The organism is Streptomyces sp. M41(2017), assembly GCF_002078175.1.
Taxonomy (GTDB): domain Bacteria; phylum Actinomycetota; class Actinomycetes; order Streptomycetales; family Streptomycetaceae; genus Streptomyces.
This window is the reverse complement of sequence record NZ_MWFK01000002.1, coordinates 1,582,234-1,595,617: the sequence shown is the minus strand read 5'-3', so window position 1 is coordinate 1,595,617 and position 13,384 is coordinate 1,582,234. Positions and strand designations below refer to the sequence as shown.

Genomic DNA, 13,384 nt, shown 5'->3' with positions numbered 1-13,384 from the left:
GGCTTCTGAAGTGCCCCGATGGCCCCCGCTCGAGAACTGCGGGACAATCAGGACGGGTGAAGTCGGCTGTACCGTCGTCTCTTAGAGGAGGACGCTTCCGACATGAAGGCCGTCGTGATGGCCGGAGGCGAAGGCACACGCCTTCGCCCAATGACCTCAAGCATGCCCAAGCCGCTCCTGCCCGTGGTGAACCGCCCGATCATGGAGCACGTGCTCAGGCTGCTCAAAAGGCATGGGCTCAACGAGACCGTCGTCACCGTGCAGTTCCTGGCCTCTCTGGTCAAGAACTACTTCGGTGACGGTGAAGAGCTCGGCATGGAGCTGACCTATGCCAATGAGGAGAAGCCACTCGGTACTGCCGGGAGCGTCAAGAACGCCGAAGAGGCGTTGAAGGACGACGCCTTCCTCGTCATTTCCGGTGATGCACTCACCGACTTCGACCTCACCGAACTCATCGCCTTCCACAAGGAAAAGGGCGCGCTCGTCACCGTCTGTCTGACGCGTGTTCCCAATCCGCTGGAATTCGGCATCACCATCGTGGACGAGGAAGGCAAGGTAGAGCGCTTCCTGGAGAAGCCGACCTGGGGCCAGGTCTTCTCGGACACGGTCAACACCGGCATCTACGTCATGGAACCCGAAGTCTTCGACTACGTCGAGGCCGACGTGTCCGTGGACTGGTCCGGCGACGTCTTCCCCCAGCTGATGAAGGAAGGCAAGCCGATCTACGGCTATGTCGCCGAGGGCTACTGGGAGGACGTGGGCACCCACGAGAGCTACGTGAAGGCCCAGGCCGACGTCCTCGAGGGCAAGGTCGATGTCGAGATCGACGGATTCGAGATATCGCCGGGTGTCTGGGTGGCCGAGGGTGCCGACGTGCACCCCGACGCCGAGCTCCGTGGACCGCTGTACATCGGTGACTACGCCAAGGTCGAGGCCAACGCCGAGATCCGCGAGCACACGGTCATCGGCTCCAACGTCGTCGTCAAGAGCGGCGCGTTCGTGCACCGCGCCGTCGTGCACGACAACGTGTACATCGGACAGCAGAGCAATCTGCGTGGCTGCGTGATCGGCAAGAACACCGACATCATGCGTGCCGCCCGGATCGAGGACGGCGCGGTGATCGGCGACGAGTGCCTCGTCGGCGAGGAATCGATCATCCAGGGCAACGTCCGTGTCTATCCGTTCAAGACCATCGAGGCCGGCGCGTTCGTCAACACCTCGGTGATCTGGGAGTCCCGCAGCCAGGCGAACCTGTTCGGCGCGCGCGGTGTATCCGGCATCCTGAACGTCGAGATCACGCCCGAGCTCGCCGTGCGCCTCGCCGGCGCCTACGCCACGACCCTGAAGAAGGGGTCCACGGTCACCACGGCCCGTGACCACTCCCGAGGTGCCCGCGCCCTGAAGAGGGCGGTCATCTCCGCTCTGCAGGCCAGCGCCATCGACGTACGCGACCTGGAGAACGTACCGCTGCCGGTGGCACGGCAGCAGACGGCCCGGGGCAGCGCGGGCGGCATCATGATCCGGACGACACCCGGAGTGCCCGACTCCGTCGACATCATGTTCTTCGACGAACAGGGCGCCGACCTCTCCCAGGGCGGGCAGCGGAAGCTGGACCGGGTGTTCTCGCGCCAGGAGTACCGGCGTGCGTTCCCCGGCGAGATCGGCGACCTGCACTTCCCAGCGAGTGTCTTCGACTCGTACACGGGGTCGCTGCTGCGCAACGTCGACACCACTGGGATCAGGGAGTCCGGCCTCAAGGTCGTGGTGGACGCCTCCAACGGCAGCGCGGGACTCGTGCTGCCGAGCCTGTTGGGCAAGCTCGGTGTCGACTCGCTCACCATCAACCCCGGCCTGGACGAGTCCAGGCCGACGGAGACGGCGGAGTCGCGGCGGGCCGGTCTCGTGCGGCTCGGCGAGATCGTCGCGTCGGCGCGGGCCGCGTTCGGCATCCGTTTCGACCCGGTCGGTGAGCGGCTGTCGCTCGTCGACGAGAAGGGGCGGATCGTCGAGGACGACCGTGCCCTGCTGGTCATGCTCGACCTGGTGGCGGCGGAGCGCCGCAGTGGCCGGGTCGCGCTGCCGGTGACGACCACACGGATCGCCGAGCAGGTGGCGGCGTACCACGGCACGCAGGTCGAGTGGACGACGACGTCCCCGGACGACCTGACCCGGGTCGGTCGTGAGGAAGCCACGATCTTCGGTGGTGACGGGCGCGGCGGGTTCATCATTCCCGAGTTCAGCGGCGTCTTCGACGGTGCGGCCGCGTTCGTACGGCTCATCGGTCTCGTGGCGCGGACCCAGCTCACGCTCAGCCAGATCGACGCCCGGATTCCGCGGGCGCACGTCCTCAAGCGGGACCTCGCGACACCGTGGGCCGTCAAGGGTCTGGTCATGCGGCGGGTCGTCGAGGAGGCGGGAGACCGCTCCGTGGACACGACGGACGGCGTACGCGTCGTGGAGGCCGACGGACGCTGGGTCATGGTGCTGCCCGACCCCGCGGAGGCGGTCACGCATCTGTGGGCCGAGGGCCCGGACGACGCCTCCGCGGAGGCTCTGCTCGACGAGTGGGCGGCCGTGGTGGACAGCGCCGGCCGCTGAAACATCCTTCACCCGTGCGTGTCGGACAAGTGCCCCCAAGGGGGCCTGTCCGGCACGCCGGTGGGGCCATTCGGAGGTAGCACCCGCGACGTGCGACGATGTGCGGCATGCCGCAGCAGCCCCCCGTTCGGAGCAGCGCTCCGCGCCCCTCGCGCCCGGACGCCTCCATGTCGCTGCTCACCAATGTCATGGACCACAGCCTCGACGACGGATACGCCGAGGCGGCCGCCCGTAAGCAGGCCGAGGGCGACGGTGGTCTGCCGAAGACTTTGCGGGCGAAGCTCGGACTCGCGGCGGGCCTGGTGCTCGCGGCGCTGGTGGTCACCGTGGGAGCGGCGAACGCGCGGATAGCGGCCCCGGTCGTCGCCAAGGAGCGCCAGGAACTCATCGACCGCATCGAGCGAGAGTCCTCGACCGCGGACAAGCTGGAGAAGAACGTCGACACGCTGCGCTCCGACGTGAGCGCGCGCCAGCGCGAGGCCCTCAAGAAGACCGGCGGCGGGCAGGCCGACCTGGTCAGCATCCTGTCGGGCGCCACCGATGTCCACGGGCCGGGCGTGAAGCTCGTCGTGAACGACGCCAAGGAAGCCAGTACCGGCGGCGACGGGACCAACCCGCGGGAGACGTCCGGATTCTCCGACACCGGACGCGTGCGGGACCGCGACATGCAGCGCGTGGTCAACGGGCTCTGGGAGTCGGGCGCCGAGGCCGTCTCCGTCAACGGACAGCGGCTGACCGCCCTGTCGGCCATCCGGGCCGCCGGTGACGCGATACTGGTCGACAACAAGCCGCTGGTGCCGCCGTACACGGTGCTCGCGGTGGGGGACGGCCAGCGACTCAGCACCAGGTTCCAGGACAGCGCCGACGGGCTGTACCTGCACGCCCTGCAGGAGAACTACGGCATCCGGACCAGCATTTCCGCCGAGGACGACGTCCGGTTGTCCGCGGCACCGAGTGTGATCGTACGTACAGCAGAGCCGAGCACAGAGAAGGGCACATCGTGATCGCCGTACTGGGCCTCGTCGTGGGAGTCGTGGCTGGATTGTTGGTCCGGCCCGAGGTTCCGGCGGTCGTCGAGCCGTACCTTCCGATCGCCGTCGTCGCGGCGCTCGACGCCGTGTTCGGCGGCCTGCGCGCGATGCTCGACGGCATCTTCGACGACAAGGTCTTCGTGGTCTCGTTCCTGTCGAACGTGGTCGTCGCCGCACTGATCGTCTTCCTGGGCGACAAGTTGGGCGTGGGCGCCCAGCTCTCCACGGGCGTCGTCGTCGTCCTCGGTATCCGCATCTTCTCCAACGCCGCCGCGATCCGCCGGCACGTCTTCCGGGCGTGAGGCCGATGAGCAACGAGGACGAGACCCCCGAGAACCCGCTCCGCAGAGAGCTGCCGGACGAGGTCCCCGCCGCCGCGGAGGGCCCCGGTCCCGTACAGCCGGAGCCGGTCGCCCGTCCGTCGTCCGCCGGTCGGCAGCGGCTGGTCAGCGGACTGTGGCCGCCGCGCGTCTCACGTGCCCAACTCATCGTCGCCGTGCTGCTGTTCGGCCTCGGCTTCGGCCTGGCCGTCCAGGTGGCCTCCAACAGCGACGGGGACAGCGCCCTGCGCGGGGCCCGCCAGGAGGATCTCGTACGCATCCTCGATGAACTCGACAACCGCACTCAGCGTCTTGAAGACGAGAAGCAGGGACTCGAGGACCAGCGCACCGAACTGGAGAACAGCTCGGACCAGGCCGAGGAGGCCCGCAAGCAGACGGTCGAGAAGGAGAAGCAACTCGGCATCCTCGCGGGCACCGTGGCCGCCCAGGGCCCCGGCATCACGCTGACGATCGACGACACGAAGGGGACGGTCAAGGCCGACATGCTGCTCGACGCGATCCAGGAGCTGCGCGCCGCGGGCGCGGAGGCGATCCAGGTGAACGGAGTGCGTGTGGTCGCCGGTACCTATCTGGCCGACTCCGGGAGCGGAGTGAAGGTCGACGGGAACAAGATCACCCAGCCGTATCGTTTCAAGGTCATCGGCAAGCCGCAGGATCTGGAGCCGGCGCTGAACATTCCGGGGGGTGTGGTGCAGACGCTGGAGAAGGAGCAGGCCACCGTCACGGTGGAGCGTTCGACGAAGATCGTCGTGGATGCCTTGCGACCGGCGGAGCGGCCTGACTACGCTCGGTCGTCCTCCCCGTGAGGTGGGTCGCATGAGGTCCGCCGGGCGAGGGCATGAGGTTGCGGGGGGTCGGCGCACCGAATGGGTGGTGCGTGGTGGAAACTGTCTGGTGGATACGGACGTTGTGAGGATGTCCGGGTCGACCGGTGTGTTCATTCAGTGTTCGTCCTGCCCCACGGGCGGGTCTGTTTCGGTCAAGGGGAATCGCCCGTGAAGTTGTTTGCGAAGTTGTTCGGCAAGAGCACGCGAGAGGCCAGCGGTGACAACGCGACGGCCCGCCACCGTGCACCGCGCCAGGGAGACGCGGCGGACGCCCAGAGCGGCGACCGCCCGCTGTTCCGTGACCAGGTCGGCGGTGCCGGTGGTCCCGGCGCGCCGTCTGTTGACCCTGCCCAGTCCGGCCGCATAGGTTTCGGGGAACCGTCAGCCTCAAGCTCGGGTGGAGGGTTCGCCTCCGATCCGTATGCGTCCCAAGCCCCTGGTGGGCAGCCGCGGCAGGAGGATCCGTCCATGTCGGCCCTGGTGTGTACGAGGTGCGGGAACCGGAACGCGGAGAACAGCCGGTTCTGCTCCAACTGCGGTGCCCCGCTGCGGGGCGGCGCGGAGCGCCCCTCCGAGACGACGTCCACGATCTCCATCTCGGGGATCGAGGCCTACGACGCAGAGGTGACGGGCCAGACGCCCTCGCCGATGCTCTCCCCGGAGGCGCAGGCGGCGGTCGACGCGCTGCCGCTCGGCTCGGCGCTCCTGGTGGTGCGCCGCGGCCCGAACTCGGGCAGTCGCTTCCTGCTGGACAGCGATCTGACCACGGCCGGGCGTCATCCGCAGAGCGACATCTTCCTCGACGACGTGACCGTGTCGCGTCGCCATGTGGAGTTCCGTCGCGTGGCGGACGGATCGTTCACCGTCGCCGACGTCGGCAGCCTGAACGGGACGTACGTCAACCGGGAGCGGATCGACCAGGTCGCCCTGTCGAACGGTGACGAGGTGCAGATCGGCAAGTACCGGCTGGTGTTCTACGCGAGCCAGCGGGGCGTCTGACCCTCCCCCAACTCCGTCCGGGGGGACACCGAGGGATGTCCATGCTTCAAACACCGAGCGGCGGTGCCGGCAGCGGCACCGCCGCGGACAGTGGTCTGATGAGCATCGGCGCGGTGCTGAGCCAGCTGCGCGACGAGTTTCCCGAAGTAACCATCTCCAAGATCAGATTTCTGGAGTCGGAGGGGCTCGTCGAGCCGCGGAGGACCCCTTCGGGGTATCGCAAGTTCAGCGCGAACGACGTCGAGCGCCTCGGTCACGTCCTGCGCATGCAGCGCGACCACTATCTCCCGCTCAAGGTGATCCGCGAGCACCTGGACGCCCTGGAGCGCGGTGAGCAGGTACGTCTGCCCGCGGTGGGGCGCCAGCGCGACTCCGGTGACGGAGAACCCCTCGGAGAGCTCTACGGCGAGCCCGAGGGGCCGACGGCGGCCCGGGTGGGCCGTGCGGAGCTGCTGGCCGCCGCGGAGATCGGTGAGCAGGAACTCGAGGAGTGGGAGTCGTACGGCCTGATCGGCCCCCTTCCGGACGGTGTGTACGACGCCGAGGCGGTGACCGTGGCCGCACTCGTCGTGGAGCTGGGCCGCTTCGGAATCGAACCGCGGCATCTCAGGGCGATGAAGGCGGCGGCGGAGCGGGACGCGGGCCTGGTGGACCAGGTGGTGGCCCCGCTGCGGCGCCACCGCAATCCGCAGACCCGGGCGCACGCGGAGGCCCGGGCGAAGGAGCTGGCGGGGCTCACGGTGAAGCTCCACGCGGCCCTCGTACAGACCGCGCTGGGCGTGCGACTTCCCTGATCGGGGCACCGGCGCCGCCGGTGGATCGGCCACCCGTTCTGTGCCCGACTACCCAAACGTCCCGAGCACGGCCTAGGGTTGCTGTGTGAACGAGCTCGATGTCGTAGGTGTCCGGGTGGAAATGCCCTCCAACCAACCGATCGTGCTTCTGCGTGAAGTGGGAGGCGACCGCTACCTCCCCATCTGGATCGGACCGGGGGAGGCGACGGCGATCGCCTTCGCCCAGCAGGGCATGGCCCCCGCACGACCGCTGACCCACGACCTGTTCAAGGACGTGCTGGAGGCTGTCGGCCAGGAGCTCACCGAAGTACGGATCACGGACCTTCGTGAGGGTGTGTTCTACGCGGAGCTCGTCTTCGCGAGCGGGGTCGAGGTCAGCGCGCGTCCCTCGGACGCCATAGCGCTCGCCCTGCGCACCGGCACGCCGATCTACGGCAGTGACGGGGTGCTGGACGACGCGGGCATCGCCATCCCGGACGAGCAGGAGGACGAGGTGGAGAAGTTCCGCGAGTTCCTCGACCAGATCTCACCCGAGGACTTCGGCACCAACAGCCAGTGAGGCCGGCGGCGCGGGAGTCACTTCGGCGGCATTTGCCCCTGGCGCGTGTGGTGTGCCGCGGCCCGCGCCGACCGCATTCGGCTAGCCTTTCCCCGCGGTAGGACACGGCAAACCACTCCTTGGGTGATTAGCACTCGGCGTGCCGAGTGTGGCGATCGTTGACGAGCCCCTGGTGACTGCCTACCGTCGTGAAGGCAGGTCTAGGACGGAGGTCGGCGTGAGAAGCAGCGGCGACGGTACGGCTGGGGGTGCTCCCGGACGCGGTCTGGGAGAGAGCGGCCCGTACCCTCCCCCAAGCTCTCGGCTCGACTCGAGCAGGGGGCACCCTCAGCACGGCGGCGCGGCCGATCACGGTCCGCGGCGGCCGACGGCAGTGTCCGACGACGAGGGAGGGACAGTTCCCGAGGAGGTCGGCTACCGGGGACCCACGGCGTGTGCCGCCGCGGGCATCACCTACCGCCAACTGGACTACTGGGCGCGGACCGGTCTGGTCGAGCCCAGTGTGCGCCCGGCCTACGGGTCGGGGACACAGCGGCTCTACAGCTTCCGTGACGTGGTGGTTCTGAAGATCGTCAAGCGCTTCCTGGACACCGGGGTGTCGCTGCAGAACATCCGCACCACGGTTCAGCACCTCAGGGAGCGCGGTTTCCAGGACCTGGAACGCATGACGCTGATGAGCGACGGCGCGACGGTCTACGAGTGCACCTCCCCGGACGAGGTCCACGCCCTGTTGCAGGGTGGTCAGGGTGTCTTCGGCATCGCCGTGGGCGTGGTGTGGCGGGACGTCGAGAGCGCCCTGTCGCAGCTCCACGGGGAGCGGGTGGACACCGGGGAGACGCTCCTCGCCAACAATCCCGCCGACGAACTGGCCCGCAGACGGAACCGGGCCGTGTGACCGAAGCGCGCTTCCGATGACCTGATGCCCCGGCGTTGCCGGGGCATTGTCAGTGGCGTAGGGCAGCATCGGACATGTGAGAACCGCGCCCACGATCCTGCATCTCGACATGGATGCCTTCTTCGCCTCGGCGGAGCAGGCGTCCAAGCCGAGTCTGCGCGGGAAGGCCGTCGTCGTGGGCGGCCTCGGGCCCCGCGGGGTCGTCTCCACCGCTTCGTACGAGGCACGGGTTTTCGGGGTGAACTCGGCGATGCCGATGGCACAGGCGCGCCGCCGGGCGCCGAACGCCGCGTATCTGGTGCCGCGCTTCGCTCTCTACAAAGAGGTCAGCGAGCAGGTGATGGGCCTGCTGAGGGCCCTGTCGCCGCTGGTGGAGCCGCTGAGCCTGGACGAGGCGTTCGTGGACCTGGAGGCGGGCGGAACGGCGTGGGACGAGCGCTCGGCGCGGCTGGCCGGGGTGAAGCTGCGGGCGGACATCAGAGCTGTCACGGGGCTCACGGGATCGGTGGGACTCGCCGCCTCCAAGATGCTGGCCAAGATCGCCTCGGAGCAGGCGAAACCCGATGGTCTGGTGCTGATCGATCCGGGCACCGAGCGGGAGCTTCTGGGGCCGATGTCCGTGCGGACCCTGCCGGGCGTCGGACCGGCGACGGGGGACCATCTGCGCCGGGCCGGGATCACCACGGTCGAGGAGATCGCCGAGGCGGGCGAGGACGAGCTCGTGCGGCTGCTGGGGAAGGCCCACGGGCACGCGCTGTTCGCGATGGCGCTGGCGCGCGACGACCGGCCCGTGGTGTCCGACCGGGAGACGAAGTCGGTGTCGGTGGAGGACACGTACGACGTGGACATCCACGACCGCGTCCGGGTGGGCCTCGAGGTGGCGCGGCTCGCGGACCGCTGTGTGCGGCGGCTGCGCGGGGCGGGCCTGTCGGGCCGGACCATCGTGCTGAAGGTGCGCCGGTACGACTTCTCCACGCTGACCCGGTCCGAGACGCTGCGCGGGCCCACGGACGACCCCGGGGTCGTCCAGGAGGCCGCCGCACGGCTGCTGGAGGGCGTGGACACGACCGGGGGCGTGCGGCTGCTCGGGGTGGGTGTCTCCGGGCTCGCCGACTACACGCAGGAGGACCTGTTCGCCCAGGCCCAGGCGCAGGCGCACGCGGAGGCCGTCGCCGCGGCGGAGCCGTCGGCGCAGGAGCAGGCGGAGGCGGAGCCGGACGGGCCCGCGGGCGGGAAGGAGCCGGCCGCGGAGCGGCGGTGGTCCGCGGGGCACGACGTCCGGCATGCCGAGTTCGGGCACGGATGGGTGCAGGGGAGCGGTCTGGGGCGGGTGACGGTGCGGTTCGAGACGCCGTATTCGGAGCCGGGCCGGGTGCGCACCTTCCGGACGGACGATCCTCGGCTGGAACCCGCGGATCCGCTTCCCCTGGTGGAGCGGAGACCGGAAGGGCCGGGGCGGACGCCCGCGGACGTGGAGCCGGGAGCCTCGGGAGCCGGAGCGCCGGACGCGGAACCGACGGCACCTGCGGTCTCGAGCGCAGGGGGCCAGGGCGCCGGGGGCCAGGTGCCCTCGGGCACCGGGGATCAGGTGTCCTCGGATCCCGCGAGCCGGCCGAAGTCACGGTCCGGCGGCGGCGGAGGGGCCGCCACGTCGAGTCCGTAGTGGTGGTAGAGCTGCAGTTCCTGCTCGGGGGAGAGGTGCCGGCCGACGCCGAAGTCGGGGGCGTCCTTGATCAGGGCCCGGTCGAAGGGGATGCGCAAGGTCCCCTCGACGACCTCACTGGGCTCCAGGGGGACGAACGCGTCCCGGCTGAACAGGCCGGTGCGTATGGCCGCCCATTCCGGTACGCCGGTCGCGTCGTCGAGATAGACCTCGTCGATGGTGCCGATCTTGGTGCCCTTGCGGTCGAACGCCTTGCGGCCGATCAGGTTGCGCGGATCGATGTCGGTCTGCACGTTCCCTCCACGTGGTCGCAAACTCATCCGTAAGCACTACATCCGTAAGCACTACAAAAGAGCACTTTCGGGCGGGCGGCCACTCGAAGGCAGGTGTCTTGTCCCCGCTGGTAGGCTGGCCAACGGCTGCTGATCCCGTGCGGGAGAGTCCTCCAGACTTCACCGGAGGCGCCGAAGGAGCAAATCCTCCCCGGAATCTCTCAGGCTCACGTACCGCACGGACGAGGTCACTCTGGAAAGCAGGGCGGGTGCCGATGGCCTCCGCCCTCACCGACGGTGAAAGCCGGGACGTCAGCGGACGGACCGGTGAAGCTCTCAGGTTGAGATGACAGAGGGGGAGGCCGTCGGGGTACCCGTGCCGGGGTACCCCTCGAAGGTCGCGTCAGACCAGGAGGCCTCCGCAATGACCGCCCCTCGCATTCCGCTCTCCGAGCTCGAACAGGGAATCCCCTTCGAGCAGCGCCACATCGGGCCCGACTCCGAAGCCCGGGCCAAGATGCTCGCGCAGGTCGGATACGGCTCGCTCGACGAGCTGACGGCCGCCGCGGTGCCGGACGTGATCAAGAACGCCGAGGCCCTGAAGCTGCCGGCCGCGCGCACCGAGGCCGACGTGCTGGCCGAGCTGCGTTCCCTCGCGGACCGCAACCAGGTGCTCGGCTCGATGATCGGTCTCGGTTACTACGGCACGTTCACGCCGCCGGTGATCCTGCGCAACGTCATGGAGAACCCGGCCTGGTACACGGCGTACACGCCGTACCAGCCGGAGATCTCGCAGGGCCGGCTCGAGGCGCTGCTGAACTTCCAGACCGTCGTCGCCGAGCTGACCGGTCTGCCCACCTCGGGCGCCTCGCTGCTCGACGAGGGCACCGCCGCCGCCGAGGCGATGGCGCTGTCCCGCCGGATGGGCAAGAACAAGAGGGGCCTCTTCCTGGTCGACGCGGACGCGCTGCCGCAGACCATCGCGGTCATCCAGACCCGCGCCGAGCCGACCGGCGTCGAGGTCGTCGTCGCCGACCTCGCCGAGGGCATCCCGGCCGACCTGGACGGGCGCGAGATCAACGGCGTGCTGGTCCAGTACCCGGGTGCCTCCGGTGCCGTACGTGACATCAAGCCGCTCATCGAGCAGGCGCACGCGCTGGGCGCGGTCGTCACGGTCGCCGCCGACCTGCTCGCCCTCACGCTGCTCACCTCGCCCGGCGAGCTCGACGCGGACATCGCCGTCGGCACGACGCAGCGCTTCGGTGTCCCGATGGGCTTCGGCGGACCGCACGCCGGCTACATGGCGGTGCGCGAGAGGTTCGCCCGCAGTCTCCCCGGCCGCCTGGTCGGCGTGTCCGTGGACGCCGACGGGCACAAGGCGTACCGCCTCGCCCTCCAGACGCGCGAGCAGCACATTCGTCGCGAGAAGGCGACCAGCAACATCTGCACGGCCCAGGTGCTCCTCGCCGTGATGGCCGGCATGTACGCCGTCTACCACGGCCCCGACGGGCTGCGGACCATCGCGCGCCGCACGCACCGCTACGCCACGGTTCTGGCCGCCGGGCTCACCGCCGGCGGAGTCGAGGTCGTGCACGGCGCGTACTTCGACACGCTCACCGTGCGGCTCCCGGGCCGCGCCGCCGCCGTCGTGGAGCGCGCCCGCGACCTCGGCGTCAACGTCCACGGGGCGGACGCCGACCATGTGTCGGTCTCCTGCGACGAGACGACCACGCGCGCGCAGCTCGCCGCCGTGTGGACCGCGTTCGGCGTCGAGGGCGATGTCGAGGCGCTGGACGCGAGCGCGCAGGACACACTGCCGGCCGCGCTGCTGCGCACCGACGACTACCTCACGCACCCCGTGTTCCACCAGCACCGCTCCGAGACCGCGATGCTGCGCTACCTGCGCAGGCTCTCCGACCGCGACTACGCGCTCGACCGCGGCATGATCCCGCTGGGCTCCTGCACGATGAAGCTCAACGCGACCACGGAGATGGAGCCGGTCACCTGGCCCGAGTTCGGGCAGATGCACCCCTTCGCCCCCGCCGAGCAGGCCCAGGGCTACCTCACGCTCATCCACGAGCTGGAGGACCAGCTCGCCGAGGTCACCGGGTACGACAAGGTGTCGCTGCAGCCCAACGCCGGTTCGCAGGGCGAGCTGGCCGGTCTGCTGGCCGTCCGCGGCTACCACCGTGCCAACGGCGACGACCAGCGCACCATCTGTCTCATCCCGTCCTCCGCCCACGGCACCAACGCCGCGAGCGCCGTGATGGCCGGAATGAAGGTCGTCGTCGTGAAGACGGCCGACGACGGCGAGATCGACGTCGAGGATCTGCGCGCCAAGATCGAGCAGTACCGCGACGAGCTGTCAGTGCTGATGATCACCTACCCGTCGACGCACGGTGTGTTCGAGGAGCACGTCGCCGACATCTGCGCCCAGGTGCACGAGGCCGGCGGCCAGGTCTACGTCGACGGCGCCAACCTGAACGCCCTGGTGGGTCTCGCCAAGCCGGGCCACTTCGGCGGCGACGTCTCCCACCTCAACCTGCACAAGACGTTCTGCATCCCGCACGGCGGCGGCGGTCCCGGCGTCGGCCCGGTCGGCGTGCGGGCGCACCTGGCGCCGTACCTGCCGAACCACCCGCTGCAGCCCGAGGCCGGCCCCGAGACGGGCGTCGGTCCGATCTCCGCCGCGCCCTGGGGTTCCGCGGGCATCCTGCCCATCTCCTGGTCGTATGTCCGGCTGATGGGTGGCGAGGGTCTCAAGCGCGCCACGCAGGTGGCCGTGCTGTCCGCGAACTACGTGGCCAAGCGCCTGGAGCCGCACTACCCGGTGCTGTACACAGGCCCCGGCGGACTGGTCGCGCACGAGTGCATCATCGACCTGCGCCCGCTGACCAAGGCGACCGGCGTCAGCGTGGACGACATCGCCAAGCGCCTGATCGACTACGGCTTCCACGCGCCGACGATGTCGTTCCCGGTGGCCGGCACTCTGATGATCGAGCCGACCGAGTCCGAGGACCTCGGCGAGCTGGACCGGTTCTGCGACGCGATGATCGCGATCCGCGCGGAGATCGAGAAGGTCGGCTCCGGCGAGTGGGCCGTCGACGACAACCCACTGCGGGGGGCGCCGCACACGGCCGCCGCGCTCGGCGGTGACTGGGAGCACGCGTACAGCCGCGAGGAGGCCGTGTTCCCCGCCGGTGTCTCGGCAGCGGACAAGTACTGGCCGCCGGTCCGCCGGATCGACCAGGCCTACGGCGACCGGAACCTCGTCTGCTCCTGCCCGCCGCTGGACGCCTACGAGGACTGATCGGCACGCCGAACGCGGATGGTCACACGCAGTGACCATCCGCGGAGATGCGTCGGGGCCGGTTCGGAGAGTGCGTCTCCGGGCCGGCCCCTCGT

General features: G+C 69.7%; 11 protein-coding genes and 1 riboswitch. Of the genes, 10 read left to right on the top strand and 1 reads right to left on the bottom strand.

All coding sequences use genetic code 11. The annotated features are described in order from the left end of the window. The first annotated feature begins 102 nt into the window (after nucleotides 1-102). From B0675_RS32800 to B0675_RS32760, 9 genes are all read left to right on the top strand, one after another. Entirely contained in the window at nucleotides 103-2,598 is a 2,496-nt protein-coding gene (locus B0675_RS32800; RefSeq protein WP_081223236.1) for a mannose-1-phosphate guanyltransferase, read from the top strand. A 98-nt stretch (nucleotides 2,599-2,696) separates the two neighbouring features. Beyond that, on the top strand, nucleotides 2,697-3,602 hold the full coding sequence (locus B0675_RS32795; RefSeq protein ID WP_107482896.1) for a DUF881 domain-containing protein: 906 nt from the start codon (nucleotides 2,697-2,699) through the stop codon (nucleotides 3,600-3,602). Beyond that, entirely contained in the window at nucleotides 3,599-3,931 is a 333-nt protein-coding gene (locus B0675_RS32790) for a small basic family protein (RefSeq protein WP_003988855.1), read from the top strand. Before B0675_RS32795 ends, B0675_RS32790 begins: the two co-directional genes overlap by 4 nt. A gap of 5 nt (nucleotides 3,932-3,936) precedes the next feature. Continuing rightward, nucleotides 3,937-4,776, top strand: coding sequence for a DUF881 domain-containing protein (locus tag B0675_RS32785; RefSeq protein WP_081223234.1), 840 nt, complete (start codon nucleotides 3,937-3,939; stop codon nucleotides 4,774-4,776). A 60-nt stretch (nucleotides 4,777-4,836) separates the two neighbouring features. Then, nucleotides 4,837-5,796: an FHA domain-containing protein gene (locus tag B0675_RS32780; RefSeq protein WP_081223233.1), complete on the top strand. Its 960-nt coding sequence runs from the start codon at nucleotides 4,837-4,839 to the stop codon at nucleotides 5,794-5,796. A gap of 41 nt (nucleotides 5,797-5,837) precedes the next feature. After that, nucleotides 5,838-6,590, top strand: coding sequence for a MerR family transcriptional regulator (locus B0675_RS32775; protein ID WP_081224023.1), 753 nt, complete (start codon nucleotides 5,838-5,840; stop codon nucleotides 6,588-6,590). Between the two features lie 85 nt (nucleotides 6,591-6,675). Beyond that, nucleotides 6,676-7,149 carry a bifunctional nuclease family protein gene (locus tag B0675_RS32770; RefSeq protein ID WP_006123076.1) on the top strand — a complete coding sequence of 158 codons (474 nt, stop codon included), beginning with the start codon at nucleotides 6,676-6,678 and terminating at the stop codon, nucleotides 7,147-7,149. A 265-nt stretch (nucleotides 7,150-7,414) separates the two neighbouring features. Next, complete coding sequence (locus B0675_RS32765; RefSeq protein ID WP_081224022.1) at nucleotides 7,415-8,044, top strand: MerR family transcriptional regulator; 630 nt, start codon at nucleotides 7,415-7,417, stop codon at nucleotides 8,042-8,044. 76 nt (nucleotides 8,045-8,120) lie between these two features. Next, nucleotides 8,121-9,707 carry a DNA polymerase IV gene (locus tag B0675_RS32760; RefSeq protein ID WP_081223232.1) on the top strand — a complete coding sequence of 529 codons (1,587 nt, stop codon included), beginning with the start codon at nucleotides 8,121-8,123 and terminating at the stop codon, nucleotides 9,705-9,707. Here B0675_RS32760 and B0675_RS32755 read toward each other — a convergent pair. After that, the gene (locus B0675_RS32755; protein WP_081223231.1) at nucleotides 9,629-10,000 is read right to left on the bottom strand and encodes a PRC-barrel domain-containing protein; all 372 of its coding nucleotides are present in this window, start codon (nucleotides 9,998-10,000) and stop codon (nucleotides 9,629-9,631) included. The genes B0675_RS32760 and B0675_RS32755 overlap by 79 nt on opposite strands. A 130-nt stretch (nucleotides 10,001-10,130) precedes the next feature. Further along, a riboswitch (glycine riboswitch) is annotated at nucleotides 10,131-10,226 on the top strand. 177 nt (nucleotides 10,227-10,403) lie between these two features. Here B0675_RS32755 and gcvP point away from each other — a divergent pair. Beyond that, complete coding sequence (gcvP, locus tag B0675_RS32750; protein ID WP_081223230.1) at nucleotides 10,404-13,289, top strand: aminomethyl-transferring glycine dehydrogenase; 2,886 nt, start codon at nucleotides 10,404-10,406, stop codon at nucleotides 13,287-13,289. Nucleotides 13,290-13,384 lie beyond the last annotated feature (95 nt).

Coding starts and splice junctions, on each gene's coding strand:
- B0675_RS32800 (WP_081223236.1), top strand. CDS start 103: ATGAAGGCCGTCGTGATGGCCGGAGGCGAAGGCACACGCCTTCGCCCA.
- B0675_RS32795 (WP_107482896.1), top strand. CDS start 2,697: ATGTGCGGCATGCCGCAGCAGCCCCCCGTTCGGAGCAGCGCTCCGCGC.
- B0675_RS32785 (WP_081223234.1), top strand. CDS start 3,937: ATGAGCAACGAGGACGAGACCCCCGAGAACCCGCTCCGCAGAGAGCTG.
- B0675_RS32780 (WP_081223233.1), top strand. CDS start 4,837: ATGGGTGGTGCGTGGTGGAAACTGTCTGGTGGATACGGACGTTGTGAG.
- B0675_RS32775 (WP_081224023.1), top strand. CDS start 5,838: ATGCTTCAAACACCGAGCGGCGGTGCCGGCAGCGGCACCGCCGCGGAC.
- gcvP (WP_081223230.1), top strand. CDS start 10,404: ATGACCGCCCCTCGCATTCCGCTCTCCGAGCTCGAACAGGGAATCCCC.